Below are 16,251 nucleotides of genomic sequence, written 5' to 3' on the forward strand. Positions count from 1 at the left end.
TATTACTGTGAGTCGGGATTCATAAAACAGCGTGTAAAACTCGCCAACTCAGACATTTTAACTCTAGCGGTACCACCACCAATGACGTCTTCAGCAATGTTCACGCCTTCTGCCAAAGTATCGGCAATGCCTGAAACATAAATCGCTGCACCCGCATTTAACGCGACGATATCTCGTGCAGGGTTAACTTTACCTTTACCTTCTAGCGCTGTTTTAATCAGCGCCAAACTCTCGCTTGCGTCTAAGGCTTGAATCGTTTCAATTGATTGCAATGGAATCCCAAAGTCTTCTGGTGAAACCATATACTCAGAAACAACGCCATCTTTTAGTTCTGCCACAAAAGTAGGTGCGGCAATACTCATTTCATCCAAGCCATCTTGTGAATGAACCACCAAAACATGCTCACTGCCAAGCGCTTTTAACACTTCAGCAATTGGGCGAACCCACTTACGATCAAACACGCCCATCACTTGACGTTTCGCATTTGCAGGGTTGGTTAGCGGCCCAAGCAAATTGAAAATCGTACGTGTCGCCATTTCTTTACGAGGACCAATAGCATGTTTCATTGCTGAATGATGATTAGGTGCAAACATAAAGCCTAAGCCGATTTCAGCCACACATCGAGAAACTTGTTCAGCATCCAAACCAAGGTAAATACCAGCCTGCTCCAGCACATCTGCGCTACCTGATTTAGAGGAAACAGAGCGATTGCCATGTTTCGCCACTTTGCCACCTGCTGCCGCAACAACAAAAGCCGACGCCGTCGAAACATTAAATAAGTTTCCGCCGTCACCACCTGTTCCACAGGTGTCTACAATATGGTCAAAATCCAAGTCAACCTTGCTTGATAAATCACGCATAACTTGGGCAGCGGCGCTAATTTCTTCGACCGTCTCGCCCTTCATTCTTAAACCAATTAGAAAACCACCAATTTGTGCTGGTGTGGTTTTTCCTGTCATGATGTCGCTCATTACCGTACGCATTTCGTCGCCACTCAAATCTTGGCGCTCAACAACGGTAGCAATCGCTTTTTGAATATCCACCAGCCTCTCCTATCGTGTTAAAAAGTTTGCTAATAAGGCATGCCCTGCCTCAGTAAGAATCGACTCAGGATGAAATTGCACCCCTTCAATCGCCAACTCTTTATGTCGAATTCCCATAATCTCTTCTTGTTCACCCGCTTCATTTTGACACCAAGCCGTTACTTCAAAGCAGTCGGGCAAGGAATCAGCAGACACAATCAAGGAATGATAACGTGTCGCCACATGCGGGTTAGGTAAACCTGAAAATACCGAGGTATTTTGGTGATGTATCAGTGAGGTTTTACCATGCATAACATTTTTAGCACGAATCACTTCTCCACCAAAGACCTGCGCAATACTTTGATGACCTAAGCAAATACCCAATATTGGAATTTTTCCAGCAAACGCCGCAATAGCAGCCATTGAAATTCCCGCTTCATTAGGCGTACAAGGCCCAGGGGAAATCACCAAATGAGTAGGTGCGAGTTGCTCAATATCGTCTATCGATAGTTCATCATTACGATACACCTGCACATCCGCGCCCAATTCGCGAAAATACTGCACAAGGTTATAAGTAAAAGAGTCGTAATTATCGATCATTAACAGCATGTCGGGTTAACTCATGAAACTGCTTTTCTGAGGCTCTATTTGCCTGTTCAAAACATTGGATAAAGAAGAATCGCAAAAAATAGCCCGTGATTTTAAAGGATTTGCACGATGAAAACTATTGTTCTGCACCTTTCATTACTTTCTGGATTAACGTGGTTTCTCAATACTCTGGAAACATTTCAATAATTCCGTGCAAAAACAAAGCCTTGTTTGATAAACAAACTGTTGTATAAGACACTAGCCCGCATGCTATCTTTACAGTCAATTTTTCAGTGTTTTTAAGGATCTCCTGTGCATAGCCAAGTCGCTGACCTCATCGAAACTCTTATCAATGACGAACACTCAACAGAGTCCGTCAACAAAGCTATTTCAGAGCTTACTCCTGATGATGTAGCACTGGCATTAGAATCTATCCCGCTTGCCCAAAGACAGCAGGCTTGGGCGAATATCAAGCAAGCAAACCGCCTTGATATCTTAGTGGAAATGCGCGGCGAATCTCGTCAATTGCTTTTAAGAGAGCTAGACGACACCGAAATAGAAACCCTGTTTACTGACGTAGACGCGGAAGACCTTTTAGAGATAGCCGATTCCTTGCCGGATCGCTTAGTTGATATCGCTCTAAACCAGATGGACAACAAACAACGTGAATATTACCAACAAGGTATTGTTTACGATGATGACGTTGTCGGTCGTTGGATTGATCACGATTTGCTGATTGCTTCACAGTCTATTCGAACGTCAGAAGCGCTTAGATTGTTGAAAAAAGAAACGCCAAGTTATACGGACATGGTGTATTTGGTAAACCGCACTGGTCGCTGGGTTGGCTGCGTAAAGTTCGACAAACTTTTCAAAGCTCAAGGTCATGAACCTATTTCCAGCCTGATCGATGAAGAATGCTCTTTTATTCGATCCGATACAGAGTTAACCAAGGCGGCAGAACAATTAGAGCGCTCTGCGTTTTCCGCACTGCCTGTGGTGGACGAGAACCTAGTCTTATTAGGTCGCTTTCATGCAGGCCTTGCCATGGAGACTTGGCGTTTAGAGCATGAAGCACAACAAATGGCGACAGCAGGTTTGAATGAAGAGTCGGATCTATTCGCACCAGTAAAACGCAGCGCGGCAACCCGTGGCATCTGGCTAGGCATTAACTTGCTGACGGCTTTTTTAGCATCGGCTTTTATTGGAATCTTCGAAGCGACCTTGCAAGAAGTCGTCGCCTTGGCAGTATTAATGCCTGTCGTTGCGTCCATGGGAGGCATCGCAGGCAGTCAGACATTAACCTTGATTGTTCGCGGTTTGGCGCTCGGGCAAATCACCCGAAGTAACTTGAAATCCTTACTGAGCAAGGAGCTTCAGGTCGGTGGTTTAAATGGCATTTTATGGTCCATTGTTATTGGTTGTATCACCCTTTGGTGGTTTGAAAGCCCAATGCTTGGTGCGGTAATCGGCTTGGCCATCATTGTGAATATCTTAATGGCCGCCCTGTCTGGCGTATTGATTCCTGTATTGCTCGATAAATTGAAAATCGATCCTGCTTTATCTGGCTCCGTTATTTTAACCACGGTAACAGACATTGCTGGCTTTGTTGCTTTCTTAGGCTTGGGCACCTTGCTATTACTTTAAGACGAGATCTTAGAGAAGTAAAAAACCATACATGAACCACACAATAGAAATAGAGAACTCATAATGAATTGGGAAACGGCACAAACATACTTAGGTCTAGGCGATACAGACATGCATTGGGTTGTCCGTGTATTTTTGGTTGTCTCAGTCACCTTGGTTGTCAATTTTATTGTCCATCGTATTTTAATGCGCCTCGATAAACAGCTAGAGCGCACTAAAACACCTTGGGACAACGTACTCATTACCGCAGCACAAAAACCTGCTGGCGCCTTTATTTGGCTGGTCGGCCTAAGCGTTGCGGCAGAAATTTCAGGAACAGAAATCGACCCAGATTTATCGTCCTTAATTTCAGCTGTCCGAGAAGTCGGCGTCATCGCCCTATTAACTTGGTTTATTTTGCGCTGCATAGCTGAAAGCGAAAAAGCCATTGTTAATTCAGACAAGGTAAAAACCAACGTCGATTACACAACCGCAAGCGCTATTAGTAAGTTATTGCGCGCTTCTGTCATCATTACATCTGCTTTGGTGATATTACAAACACTTGGCTACAGCATTTCAGGTGTATTGGCCTTTGGCGGTATTGGCGGTATTGCTGTTGGCTTTGCTGCGAAGGACTTATTAGCAAACTTCTTTGGCGGATTAATGGTCTACTTGGATCGACCTTTTGCCATTGGCGATTGGGTTCGTTCACCAGACCAAAATATTGAAGGAACTGTAGAACATATTGGTTGGCGCCAGACTCGCATTCGTACCTTTGATAAACGACCGCTGTACGTTCCAAACGCAACATTTTCTCTTATATCTGTCGAAAACCCGTCTCGTATGACACATCGTCGTATCAATGAAACCATTGGTGTACGTTATGACGACTTTAGTCTTTTGCCTACTATTTTGGCCGAAATTAAGAGTATGGTTGCCAATCACGAAGACCTCGATACAGAGCAAGTCTACATGGTGAATTTCAACCAATTTGGCCCTTCTTCTCTGGACTTCTTTATCTACGCCTACACCAAAACAGTAGATTGGCGAACCTTTCATAATGTGAAAGAAGATGTTCTCTTCAAAGCAATGAGCATCATTGAATCTCATGGTGCCGAAGTGGCCTTCCCTACACATACAGTTCATATGGCCGACAATGGCAATATGCTGCCACCAGCTGAAGTCGAAGCGTCTTCAAAGAAATGACATTTAAGCCATAAAAAAACGCCAAGTGGATATGCCACTTGGCGTTTTTAAATCAATTCTTACGAATCAATTTCATTAGAATCACATTAGTAATTCGGCTAAATCGTCCATCACCGCATCAGCCCCTAAACCAGCAAGATCAACATCTTGATGATAACCATAAGTCACCAAAGCACATTTGAATCCAGCATTCTTCGCTGCGTTAAAGTCGGTAATCGAGTCTCCAATCATCAAGCATTTTTCAGGCAAGGCTTCGATGGACTCACTGCAATGCAACAAAGGCAAAGCGGAAGGCTTCTTCTCTTCTAATGTATCGCCACCCAGTAACCAACCAAATTGCTCAGTCAGTTCAAAATGATCCAACATAGGCTTAACAAAAACGCTTGGCTTATTCGTGATCAATGCCACAGGCACACCATTATGTTTTAGTGCTTTTAATAAGGCCGCCACGTTAGGATATAAGGTCGTTCTGTCCGTTAAATGAGCGTGATAATGCATCAGAAAAATTCGATAAGCTTCTTCATGCTTTTCAGCATCAAGGTTTGCCCACTCCAACGCCTGCTCGATCAATTTAGCAGAACCAAAACCCACCCAAGTACGCACCAAGTCTTCGCCAGCCAAAGGCGCACCAAGCTCGGCTAAAAACGCATCTACTGCACCCGCAATATCAGGAACACTGTCAACCAAGGTGCCGTCTAAATCGAGACACACCAATTCAGGCCAACCTTCAAACCATTTTGAAAAAAGTTTCGGTGTTTTCATTAGCGTACACTCGCCAATTCAGCTCGCATGGAATCAATCACAGCTTTGTAATCGTCTTTACCAAATATGGCTGAGCCCGCAACAAAGGTATCTGCACCGGCTTTGGCAATTTCTGCGATGTTCTTTTCACTAACGCCGCCGTCAACTTCAAGTCGAATGTCGTAACCGCTCGCATCAATCAAAGCTCTCGCTTCACGCAACTTATCTAATGTTCCAGGAATAAATGACTGCCCGCCGAAACCAGGGTTAACCGACATCAGAAGCACCATGTCCACCTTATCCATAACGTGCTTCAAATAATGCAAAGGTGTTGCAGGGTTGAAAACCAGACCTGCTTTGCATCCACCGTCACGAATCATCTGCAAAGATCGGTCTATATGTTCACTGGCTTCTGGGTGAAAAGTAATAAAAGAAGCGCCCGCCTCAATAAAGTCGCCAATCATGCGATCAACAGGCTTCACCATAAGATGAACATCAATATCGGCCGTCACACCATGTTTACGCAGCGCCTTACAGACCATAGGACCAATCGTTAAATTGGGAACATAATGATTATCCATCACATCAAAGTGTATGATGTCTGCTCCCGCTTCTAAAACCTGATCGACCTCTTCGCCTAATCGAGCAAAATCGGCAGCAAGGATCGAAGGTGCGATGAAAAAATCATTCATATCTGACTCCAGCGGTGACACAATAAAAGATAGTTTGAAAGTATGTCATTATTTTAACAAGGCACACAAAAGAAGTATTGAAAACAATGAAGAAAAATACAGCGCTGTTTAATATTTTATTATCGTTTCTACTTCTGAGTGTTTGCAGTCTATCGCTTGCTGAAACTTCCGCTCCAGCCAATGAAACAGCAAATGATAATAAAGAAGACAGAAGCTATATTACCCCAACGCCTCAAGCATCACGCATAAGCGCGCTGGAAACCTCATTAAGAATTCGCCACCTCACTCATCAGATCGATACATTGGAAGCGAACGGAGAACCGTTTCTAACGCTTTATCAACCTTCGTTAACCAGCTCAACTCAAGGCTGCGTCATCATTCTACACAGTGACAATGAACACCCAGACTGGCCAGATGCGGTTGCTCCTCTGCGTAATGCCTTACCAGAACACAGCTGGTGCACAATCTCCATCGAAGTCCCAGACATTATCAAACGGGCGGAAGCGATCAACACACAAATCAATGCTCAAGAAGACAATGCCCAAGCAATGGAATTGCCAAATCAAGATGTGGTATTTGCACGAATTCTTGCCACGATCGCCAAAGCACAAAGTAATGAAATAGAAGAATTCACCCTTTTGGGCTACAAAACTGGCGCGGCGTACGCGTTGAACTTCTTAGCGAATAATCCAGACACGGCGAGCGCATTAATGCTCATCGATATTGAAACACCTGCGACCACAAACCATTACAACCTTGCCCAGCAGATTCGTGGAATACCTCAGCCAATCCTTGATTATTATGTAAATAACCACGCAGGAAGTAATCAATTCGCCATTTGGCGCAAACAAGCGGCCAACCAAAGGGAAGAAGCGGTCGGTGATTTTATCCAATTGGATGCTGTGCCAGACAGAGTGACAGGAAAGAAAAGCAAACAACTCTTAGTACAGCGAGTTCGTGGTTTTTTGAAACAAAACACCAGTCAAATAGACCAAAGAAAGACATTACCAAGCGTAAAAAAAGGGCTTTTCTATGAAAGCCCTTAATTCTAAATAACAAAGTATTTTATAAAAAACTTACTCAAGCTCGTTTACTTACGAGCTTTTTTAATCAACTCATAAGCAGATTGAATTTCTTGCGTCTTTTCCTTCGCTAGCTCAATCATTTCCTTAGGTAAACCTTGTGAGCTTAATTTATCAGGATGATTCTTGCTCATTAGCCTACGATAAGCCTTTTTAATATCAGCATCCGTCATATCTTCTGTTACACCCAATACTTCATAGGCTGACTTCAATAAATCTTTTGAGCTCGCACCATCCGAAGAAGACTGATAACCCTGTCTAAAATGTGCTTGCTGTTTAACTTGAATATGTAGGGCTTCGAATTCCGCCACAGACACACCAAGGTAAGCGCACACCTGAGAGACGAAAGATTTTTCTTCAACACTAAAATGACCGTCTGCATAAGAAGAGACCAGCAAGACTTCCAACAAAGTTCGAGTAAGATCGCCAGGACCAACCACTTCTTTGAAATTATTCAAAACAGCGTTTAAGTCAAAATTTGCTGATTTACCTTCATTAAAAAGCTGTTTGGCTTGCTCTTGTGCTGCAGGAGATAGCCTAAGGCGCTGCATAACCGCTTGCGCCAATTGGATTTCCGCTTCTGATACCTGTCCATCGGATTTGGCTAGACGTCCCATTAAAAGAAATAATGTACGAAAGAAAGTTTCCTGTTGTAAACGCACATTTGCACGCCCACCAAAACCGTTAAACGCTCCACCTGCCTGACTTCTATCAATAGCACTACCGATAAAAAAACCAATTAGAGCGAGAAAAAAACCGCCCAAAATAAAGCCTAAAACGGCACAAACAATTTTCCACATAAAGATATTTCTCCAGAATCGGTAGCCCCTATGGGCCTGCTTAGATTATCATTTGTCTCACAACATGGACCCGCTTATGGGCAGCATCCGATTTCGGACAATAATTATTGGTAACAAGTATACCTCGCATGGTTAAGCATTTACGAACCTACGCCTTATTTTTGCAAAGTCTTTTCATATTGCCACTTGCTCAGGCGCAAGATAATCAATGGGACTGGGCGCCTAGAGAATCTTTGACAGCTGAACAGCAAGCTCAACTCAGTCAATACTGCAAAGGGGCTTATGTTAACACTTGGCAATCGACAAGCTCTCCAAACACACATCTTATGGCCGACCTAATCGTTCGGGACAGAAGCGGCGTAATACACCTTGAAGGTGCGGCTGAAATTACACAGCCAGAGTCCACTTTATCTGCTGATCAGATTGAAGGGGTTCCAGATGAGTATTACCAAGCCAGTGGCAATGTTGTGCTGCGTAGCAAAAATCAGCTAATTAGAAGCTCTAACAGCTACATTTCCAATAATGGCCAAACAGCAACCGAATTTACTGATGCACGTTTTCTCGATCATAATACTGGCGCTCGACTCGAAGCAGACTCTTTACTGTACGATAAGAACGGTGTGGTCTTTATAGAAGAAGGCTTCTTCACCACATGCGAACCCACTGATGAAAGCTGGAAGCTTTACGGCAGCTCAATCGAACTGGACCCAAACAGCGGCTTTGGTACAGCGAAACATGTTCACATTCGTATTGCTGATATCCCTGTTTTCTATTTCCCTTGGTTACGCTTCCCTATCGATGACCGCCGCCAAACAGGCTTTTTATTCCCTAGCTTTGGTTATTCCGGCTCAGATGGCTTGAGCTTATCAACACCTTTCTACTGGAACATAGATTCAAATCTTGATGCGACTATTACTCCTAACTACATTCAACAGGAAGGGGAAGGCATTGATTTAGAGATTAGACATCTAAGCTCGTATGGCACAACCACGTATGAGCAATCGACATTTGAGAGCGATGATGAAGGTGAACAAACCCTGATCAAATTCACAACCAAGCAAAAGTTCAATTCTTACATCACCACGGGCGTCACATTAGAAGACAACCCAACAGAAGACTTATACCCAGAAGCGAACACCACATCGATTGGTGAAAAAGACAACTACGAGCGCAGCGCCTACATCAGTTTCAATAATGGTAATTTCTTAAATAAGATCACTTACCTAACCTATCAAACGCCTGATGAATCAGAGGACAAACCCTTTGAATGGCGCCCAAGAATAAGCAGTTCTTATGCCGCCAGTTCGTCTTATTTTAACTACGCATTGACCACACAATACACCGATTTTTATGACCCAGATGAAGATGACTTCGATGGCGAGCGTCTTGTATTAAATCAAGACATCAGCCTTGATTTTAGCAATGCTTGGGGCAGCATTTCTCCGGGTATTTTAGCTCAGTATCGAGACTACAATGTGCATGACTACACAACAGGGTCGGACAGCTCTTCCTCTATTGGGCATCTAACTAGCTATCTTGATTCTTCGATAACTTTCGAGCGCAAGCTTGCTATAGGTGATTCTGTAGGTCGTCAAACACTAACGCCTCGACTTAATTACCTAAACTCACCTTACCAAGATCAAGATGAGATTGAAGACTTTGATGGCAGTGACCCAACACTGACTTACTCACAAGCTTTCGGTCATGAGCGATTTAGCGGTGATGACCGTATCGGCGATACGGAACAAATCACTTTTGGTTTAGAAAGCCGTATATATGATGAAAATAATAATGAAAAGTGGGTACTCAAAGCAGGCCAGATCTTTTATTTAAAAGACCGTTATGTTGATATTGACGGCGACACAGATGAAGATACAGCCATTGATGACGCAGAACAGAGTGATTTACTCACATCTGTCAGCTACAGTGGCGACCGTTATAGCTTAACGAACAATTTAAACTACGATTTAGATGAAAACGACGTCAGCTTAGTGCAGTTTATTGCCGCTTTAGAACCTATCGATGATATAAAGATCAATTTAAGTTATTTATACTCCCTCGATAACAGCGATTCAGATGACGATACACATCAAGCGGCTATTGGCACCATTCTCCCTGTCAACCAAAATTGGTCAATGTATACACAATACACATATGACTTCTTAGATGAAGATTTCTCAAGACAAATCTTTGGATTAGGCTATGAGAACTGTTGTGTAAAAGTTTCGTTGAGTTATCAGGATTGGATTGATGACGATGATGAATCTGATCGAGGCGTTTTCTTACAATTTACTTTACGCGGTCTAAGCTCCGCTGGCAGCGCAAACAGCGACGCAAGCAGCATTGCAGATACCTACTGGAACCAAGGAAAAGTTGGATATTAACCATGAAGTTGTTTTCTTTTTTATTTTTTACAGCCCTAGCAGTGACACCGCTCCAAACACTTAATGCGGCCCAAACCAAAATTGACGGTATTGCTGCGATTATTGATTCAGCGCCTATTTTAGAAAGCGATATTTCAAACCGTTTTCAAATTGTAAAAGATCGTGTGCCAGGCGGTGTGATGACAGACAATATTCATCGTCAAATCCTTAACCAAATGATTGATGAAGTCTTGCAAGTTAATTACGCTCGCAAAATTGGTATGCGCGCTTCAAGCTCAGATGTTGACCAAGCAATTCTGGGCGTTGCACAAAATATGAATCTAGACCTTCAAGGTTTAAAGAATGTGCTTGCCAGCAAAGGCATTAACTTTGCTCGCTATCGAGATCAAATTGAACAAGAAATCTTAATCAACAACGTTAAACGCGAAATCATTAGAAAGCGTATTTCGATTACAGACCAAGAAATTGATGATTACTTGAGCTCCAACACAAGTATCACTAAAGAAAAAGATCAGGTTCACCTTCGCCACATTATTATTCGAGCGACAGATCCAGATAAAGCCAAGGCAGAAATTCAAGCCATTGCAGAAAATACACGCACTGAAGCTGACTTCATTCAGCAAGCCGTTGAAAAATCCGATGGTCAATTCGCTATTGAAGGCGGTGATTTAGGCTGGCGCCCTCTTAATCAATTGCCACCTCTTTTTGTTCGTGCATTAGATTCAGAGACAGGCCCGTTAATTGGACCTATAGAAAGTAACGCTGGCTTCCATCTATTGTGGCTAATTGAAAAACGTTCACCATCCGTGACCTTGCAAGAGCAAACAAAAACTCGACATATTCTCGTACGTCCAAATGAAATTCGAGACATGTCTCAGACACAAGTTTTTGCGGATGAGCTGTATAACAAATTAAAAGCTGGCGCAGATTTTAACGAACTTGCGAAAGAATACAGCGAAGACCAAGGTTCGACATTACAAGGTGGTGATCTAGGTTGGGTAACACCGGGAACCATGGTTCCAGAATTCGAGACCATGATGAACCAAACCAATGTTGGCGATATTAGCAAACCGTTTAGAACTCAATTTGGTTGGCACATTCTGCAAGTTGAAGGTCGAAGAGAAGCCGACATTAGCGATAAAGTAAAACGCCAAAACGCACAACAAGCGCTTACCGCTCAAAAGCAAGACGTTGTATTAAGCAGCTGGTTGGATGAGTTACGCGCTGATGCCTTCATCGATAGAAAATCGAATTGAGAGACAAAAAAATGGTAAGTGATACAACACATTCTCTTCCCATTATCGCTATTACCTCTGGGGAACCAGCAGGTATTGGCCCTGACATTATTATTAGTGCATTAAGCGAGCAAACCTTCCCTGCTCGCTTAATTGTTCTTGCCGATCCCGAATTATTAAGCAATCGAGCCAAAGCTCTTGGCTTAACGCCTAACATCATTTCGCTTAAAAACGCCAATGAGGCAGCCTCTCACAAGCAAGGTGACATTTCTGTGCTGCCAATACAGCAGGCAAAACAAAGCACAGCAGGCGTTCTTGATATAGCAAATTCTCCCTATGTATTAGAAACACTCAAAGTCGCAGGAGAAGGCTGTATTCGTGGCGAATTTGATGCCATTGTCACACCGCCCGTTCATAAAGGCATTCTATGTGAAACTGGCGTGCATTTTTCTGGCCATACAGAGTTTTTTCAAGCTCAGTGTCAGTCACCCCATGTGGTGATGATGCTTGCCACAGAAGCAATGAAAGTGGCGCTGGTCACTACTCACTTGCCACTTAAAGATATTTCAGCCGCTATCACTGAGCAAAGTATCAGTTTGGTTGTGAGAGCTTTAAACAAAGACCTGCAAGAAAAGTTTGCTATCAAGCAGCCTAAGATTTTGGTCTGTGGTTTAAACCCTCATGCAGGCGAAGACGGACACTTAGGCATGGAAGAGATCGATGTGATTATTCCAACCTTAAACAAGCTACGCCAAGAAGGCTTAGATTTAATCGGCCCTTTACCTGCAGACACCTTATTCACACCCAAATACTTAGACAATGCAGACTGCGCTTTGGCCATGTATCACGATCAAGGTTTACCTGTGTTAAAATACTCAGGCTTTGGTAACGCTGTAAACATTACATTAGGCTTACCCATCATAAGAACATCCGTCGACCACGGCACAGCAATTGACTTAGCTGGCACAGGCAAAGCAAATAACGGCAGCCTAAAAGTGGCCATTCAACATGCTATTAACATGGCAAATAACGCAAAAAAGTTTTCTAAATGAGCAAACAGCAACCCCATAAAGCGAGAAAAAGATTCGGCCAAAACTTCCTTCATGACCACGGCGTGATCCGTCGTATTGTGGCTTGCATTGGCCCAAAGAAAGGACAACGAATCGTTGAGATTGGCCCAGGTAAAGGCGCCTTAACAGAAGGCATCATCAGCGTTACAGAGCGAATGGATGTTGTTGAGCTTGACCGTGATTTGATCCCAATTCTAAAAGTAAATCTGTTTAAATTTCCTGAACTAACTGTTCATGAAGCCGATGCGATGAAATTCGACTTCACATCCTTGAAGACAGATGAGCAATCCATTCGTGTTGTTGGTAACTTGCCGTACAACATATCAACGCCTCTTATCTTCCATTTGTTGAGTCAAGCAGAAGTGATTGAAGACATGCATTTCATGCTTCAAAAAGAAGTGGTTGACCGCTTAGCTGCACGCCCAGGAGACAGCCTTTATGGTCGTCTGAGTGTCATGGCGCAGTATTATTGCGCAGTAGAGTCGCTTTTCATTGTTGGGCCAGAGTCATTCGACCCTGCGCCAAAAGTAGATTCAGCCATTGTTAGAATGACGCCTCACAAGACATTGCCCTACTCTGTTAGCGATATTAAAAAGCTAGAAGACATGGTTCGCATTGGCTTTCAGCAACGTCGCAAAACCCTACGCAATAACTACAAAGGCGTGCTAGACAATGACGACTTTGCAACACTCAACATTGACCCAAGCCTGCGTCCAGAAAGATTGGACATAGAAGACTTTGTACGAATCACCAATCACGTACTGCAAAAGGAAGGGTAAATGGAAAAGTACGACGTCGTGGTGTCAGTACGCACCGAATATCTTGCAAGCCAGTCAACACCATCTGAGTCTCGATATATTTTTGCTTATCATATATCGATGACAAATTGCGGGACGGAACCAGCCAAACTGACTACTCGCCACTGGATAATCACCAATGGCAACGAACAAGTGCAAGAAATCAAAGGCAGCGGCGTAATTGGAGAATATCCATACCTTCAATCGGGTGAATCATTTCACTACACTAGCGGCACTGTGATGGATACAGTAGTTGGCAGCATGCAAGGCAGTTATCAGTTTGTCGCTGACGACGGTACGGAGTTCGATGCCGTCATTCTTCCATTCACTCTTTCCGTTCCAAATCAGGTTCATTAGGCGATTATGGCAACTTATGCGATAGGAGATATTCAAGGCTGCTTACCACAACTCGTACAGCTGTTAGAGCAAATAAATTACCAAGCAGAAGAAGACCGCCTTTGGTTCGCTGGTGATTTAATTAACCGAGGGCCAGCGTCGCTTGAAACACTGCGTTTTATCAAGTCTCTCGGTGACAGCGCGAAAGTGGTATTAGGCAACCATGATTTACATCTGCTCGCAGTGGCTCATGGTCACGGAGACCTAAAACGCAAAGACACCTTGGCCGAAATTTTAATGGCCAGCGACCGTGATGAATTAATGAATTGGCTTCGAAATCAGCCTCTTTGCCATTACGACCCACAACTAAACACCATTATGACTCACGCAGGCATACCGCCTTGCTGGGACTTGGATAAAACACTGTCGTTAGCGACAGAGGTCGAAGAAAAGCTCAAATCCGACACAGTTGATGATTTTTTTGCAGCCATGTATGGTAATACTCCTAGAAAGTGGAGTGATGATTTAACAGGGATGGATCGATTACGGGCCATAACTAACTACTTAACTCGTATGCGTTTTTGTGACGAAAACAGCAAGCTCGATCTAAAGTCAAAAGAAGGTATTAACACCGCGGCAAAAGGTTACGCTCCTTGGTTTAACTACCCAACCCAACTCCCTGAAAACTGCCATATTGTTTTTGGGCATTGGGCTGCCATTGAAGGAATCACTCATCAAGATAACATTCATGCGTTAGACACTGGCTGTGTTTGGGGCGGAAGTTTAACCGCCTTACGCCTAGAAGACAGACAACGCTTTAGCACATCGTGCTCTATTAACCGGAATATTTCATGACCTATACTTGTATCGATATCGCAGACGCTCTTCCTATCATTGAAAACAACGCTATCATCGTCGACATTCGTGACTTAGCAAGCTTTCAAACAAGTCACGTAACCGATGCCATTAGCCTAACCAACGACAACGTTCAAAACTTCATTGATAACACGGATAAATCCAAACCTGTCATTGTCTGCTGCTACCATGGCAACAGCAGTAAAGGCGCTGCAGAGTACCTTGCCGCAGAAGGTTTCCAAGAAGTGTATTCCTTAAACGGCGGTTTTAGCCAGTGGAGTGCAACTTTTCCAGAACAATGTGAAATGGGCCAGTCGTAAACAATGCCCTCTTATCAAGTCTATCTCGTTGGCGGTGCCGTAAGAGATCAATTACTCAACATCCCAGTTATTGACCGAGACTGGGTTGTTACCGGTGCCACACCAGAGCAGCTTGAACAACAAGGTTATCAACAAGTTGGCAAACAATTTCCTGTTTTCTTAAATCCCACTAATAAAGAAGAATACGCTCTCGCTCGAAGGGAAAAAAAGCAAGGTGCTGGCTACACTGGATTTATATGTGACTTTTCCCCAGACATCAGCTTAGAAGAAGATTTAGAGCGACGAGATCTCACCATCAATGCCATTGCGCAGGATAAAGACGGCTCTCTGATTGACCCATTCAATGGGCAGCAAGATTTAGAAAATCGCATTTTCCGTCATGTGTCTGAAGCTTTTGTAGAAGACCCTTTGCGCGTATTACGTGTCGCTCGATTTGCCGCACGTTTTCATCATCTAGATTTCAAAATTGCACCCGAGACTATGGCGCTGATGCAGACAATCAGCGCTTCTGGCGAGCTTGCTACGTTAAGTGCTGAACGCATCTGGAAAGAGCTAGAAAAAGCACTGAACACGCAACATGCTGATGTTTTTTTTAGCGTTTTAGAAGAGGCAAACGCGCTAGACAAGCTTTTTCCTGAGTTAATTTGGAAAAGTAATTCGGAGCAAACAAACACACTTAATCAGGTAAAATGGACGCCAACTCAACGCTGGGCGATTCTCTCAAAAGACACACCGGTTGAATTACTAACAGAGCTACATCAGCGCATTCGATGCCCAAATCAATTTAAAACTTTAGCCGAGCAGGTTCGGTCTTTTCGTGAAATCCAACAGATTTCAATGGATGCTGAAAATTGGGAAAACTGGTTAATGTCGGTGAATGCCATAAAAAAACCTCAACCATTTATGATATTGATTGAGGTTTTAAGTCATTTAACGGAGTCTAAAATAGAAGATTGGAATACGCTTAGAGAAACCATCGCCGCGATCAATGCATCTTCTCTTATGAAACAAGGCTACAATGGTGCTGAGCTAGGAAAAGCATTGAAACAATCCAGAATAGAAGCGCTCAAAAGTAAACCTTCACCTCTTACGCTCAATATACACAACGAGTAAAACCCTAAAGCGATTTACTCTTGACTTGCTATATCTGACTGTCTGTAAATTTTCACGCCAACCGCTGATGCTGCCGGAACCGCTCCCGGTTTTCGTAAAGTCAGTAACACACTATTCAACTTAAACTGGGCGATTAGCTCTTCCACCAAACGCTCAGCTAAGGTTTCGATTAGCTCAAACTGACGATTAGCACAAAATGCCAAAATGAAATTCGAAATGGCTTCATAGTCCAAGGTTTTTGAAAGATCATCTGTTGCTGCAGGAACGCGATTGTCATGCTCCATTTCCAAATCAAATACCAAGGATTGTTGGATTTCCTTTTCCCAATCATAAACTCCGATAACCGCCTGAGCCTGTAAACCTTCGATAAACACTAAATCTTTCATT

At 43.4% G+C, this 16,251-nt stretch carries 17 protein-coding genes; 11 read left to right on the forward strand and 6 right to left on the reverse strand.

Features of this window, described 5'->3' with window-relative positions; genetic code table 11:
- Window positions 1-2 precede the first annotated feature (2 nt).
- Both trpD and ACMUMQ_RS03215 read right to left on the reverse strand, forming a co-directional pair.
- Window positions 3-1,043: an anthranilate phosphoribosyltransferase gene (trpD, locus tag ACMUMQ_RS03210; RefSeq protein WP_414680581.1), complete on the reverse strand. Its 1,041-nt coding sequence runs from the start codon at window positions 1,041-1,043 to the stop codon at window positions 3-5.
- A 9-nt stretch (window positions 1,044-1,052) separates the two neighbouring features.
- Window positions 1,053-1,631, reverse strand: coding sequence for an anthranilate synthase component II (locus ACMUMQ_RS03215; RefSeq protein ID WP_414680582.1), 579 nt, complete (start codon window positions 1,629-1,631; stop codon window positions 1,053-1,055).
- A 291-nt stretch (window positions 1,632-1,922) separates the two neighbouring features.
- Here ACMUMQ_RS03215 and ACMUMQ_RS03220 point away from each other — a divergent pair, with 291 nt between their 5' ends.
- Complete coding sequence (locus ACMUMQ_RS03220) at window positions 1,923-3,254, forward strand: magnesium transporter (RefSeq protein ID WP_414680583.1); 1,332 nt, start codon at window positions 1,923-1,925, stop codon at window positions 3,252-3,254.
- A 63-nt stretch (window positions 3,255-3,317) separates the two neighbouring features.
- The gene (locus ACMUMQ_RS03225; RefSeq protein WP_414680584.1) at window positions 3,318-4,439 is read left to right on the forward strand and encodes a mechanosensitive ion channel family protein; all 1,122 of its coding nucleotides are present in this window, start codon (window positions 3,318-3,320) and stop codon (window positions 4,437-4,439) included.
- Between the two features lie 81 nt (window positions 4,440-4,520).
- On the opposite strand, the gene ACMUMQ_RS03230 is transcribed toward ACMUMQ_RS03225, so the two are convergent.
- Window positions 4,521-5,201, reverse strand: coding sequence for a phosphoglycolate phosphatase (locus tag ACMUMQ_RS03230; protein WP_414680585.1), 681 nt, complete (start codon window positions 5,199-5,201; stop codon window positions 4,521-4,523).
- Window positions 5,201-5,872 carry a ribulose-phosphate 3-epimerase gene (gene rpe, locus ACMUMQ_RS03235; RefSeq protein ID WP_414680586.1) on the reverse strand — a complete coding sequence of 224 codons (672 nt, stop codon included), beginning with the start codon at window positions 5,870-5,872 and terminating at the stop codon, window positions 5,201-5,203. The genes ACMUMQ_RS03230 and rpe overlap by 1 nt, the downstream gene beginning before the upstream one ends.
- An 86-nt stretch (window positions 5,873-5,958) precedes the next feature.
- Here rpe and ACMUMQ_RS03240 point away from each other — a divergent pair, with 86 nt between their 5' ends.
- Window positions 5,959-6,918 carry a DUF3530 family protein gene (locus ACMUMQ_RS03240; RefSeq protein ID WP_414680587.1) on the forward strand — a complete coding sequence of 320 codons (960 nt, stop codon included), beginning with the start codon at window positions 5,959-5,961 and terminating at the stop codon, window positions 6,916-6,918.
- Window positions 6,919-6,962: 44 nt separating this feature from the next.
- On the opposite strand, the gene djlA is transcribed toward ACMUMQ_RS03240, so the two are convergent.
- Complete coding sequence (djlA, locus tag ACMUMQ_RS03245; RefSeq protein WP_414680588.1) at window positions 6,963-7,754, reverse strand: co-chaperone DjlA; 792 nt, start codon at window positions 7,752-7,754, stop codon at window positions 6,963-6,965.
- Window positions 7,755-7,882: 128 nt separating this feature from the next.
- Between djlA and lptD the strand changes: the two genes are divergently transcribed.
- From lptD to ACMUMQ_RS03285, 8 genes are read left to right on the forward strand one after another with little or no spacing between them, the layout of a single operon-like run.
- Entirely contained in the window at window positions 7,883-10,138 is a 2,256-nt protein-coding gene (lptD, locus tag ACMUMQ_RS03250) for an LPS-assembly protein LptD (protein WP_414680589.1), read from the forward strand.
- Between the two features lie 2 nt (window positions 10,139-10,140).
- Window positions 10,141-11,394, forward strand: coding sequence for a peptidylprolyl isomerase (locus tag ACMUMQ_RS03255; protein WP_414680590.1), 1,254 nt, complete (start codon window positions 10,141-10,143; stop codon window positions 11,392-11,394).
- A gap of 11 nt (window positions 11,395-11,405) precedes the next feature.
- Window positions 11,406-12,425, forward strand: coding sequence for a 4-hydroxythreonine-4-phosphate dehydrogenase PdxA (gene pdxA, locus ACMUMQ_RS03260; RefSeq protein WP_414680591.1), 1,020 nt, complete (start codon window positions 11,406-11,408; stop codon window positions 12,423-12,425).
- Window positions 12,422-13,222: a 16S rRNA (adenine(1518)-N(6)/adenine(1519)-N(6))-dimethyltransferase RsmA gene (gene rsmA / locus ACMUMQ_RS03265; RefSeq protein WP_414680592.1), complete on the forward strand. Its 801-nt coding sequence runs from the start codon at window positions 12,422-12,424 to the stop codon at window positions 13,220-13,222. Before pdxA ends, rsmA begins: the two co-directional genes overlap by 4 nt.
- The gene (apaG, locus tag ACMUMQ_RS03270) at window positions 13,223-13,597 is read left to right on the forward strand and encodes a Co2+/Mg2+ efflux facilitator ApaG/CorD (RefSeq protein WP_317002845.1); all 375 of its coding nucleotides are present in this window, start codon (window positions 13,223-13,225) and stop codon (window positions 13,595-13,597) included.
- A gap of 6 nt (window positions 13,598-13,603) precedes the next feature.
- Window positions 13,604-14,431 carry a symmetrical bis(5'-nucleosyl)-tetraphosphatase gene (locus ACMUMQ_RS03275; protein ID WP_414680593.1) on the forward strand — a complete coding sequence of 276 codons (828 nt, stop codon included), beginning with the start codon at window positions 13,604-13,606 and terminating at the stop codon, window positions 14,429-14,431.
- Window positions 14,428-14,751 (forward strand): thiosulfate sulfurtransferase GlpE, encoded by a 324-nt coding sequence (gene glpE, locus ACMUMQ_RS03280; RefSeq protein WP_317002843.1) that lies wholly within the window; start codon window positions 14,428-14,430, stop codon window positions 14,749-14,751. Before ACMUMQ_RS03275 ends, glpE begins: the two co-directional genes overlap by 4 nt.
- Before the next feature lie 3 nt (window positions 14,752-14,754).
- Window positions 14,755-15,864: a tRNA nucleotidyltransferase/poly(A) polymerase-related protein gene (locus ACMUMQ_RS03285; RefSeq protein WP_414680594.1), complete on the forward strand. Its 1,110-nt coding sequence runs from the start codon at window positions 14,755-14,757 to the stop codon at window positions 15,862-15,864.
- Window positions 15,865-15,878: 14 nt separating this feature from the next.
- Here the strand turns inward: ACMUMQ_RS03285 and folB are convergent, their stop codons facing one another.
- The gene (gene folB, locus ACMUMQ_RS03290) at window positions 15,879-16,250 is read right to left on the reverse strand and encodes a dihydroneopterin aldolase (protein ID WP_414680595.1); all 372 of its coding nucleotides are present in this window, start codon (window positions 16,248-16,250) and stop codon (window positions 15,879-15,881) included.
- Between the last annotated feature and the right edge of the window lies 1 nt (window position 16,251).

Origin of the sequence: Marinomonas algae, assembly GCF_047525555.1 — a bacterium.
In the GTDB taxonomy this organism is placed as follows: Bacteria; Pseudomonadota; Gammaproteobacteria; order Pseudomonadales; family Marinomonadaceae; genus Marinomonas.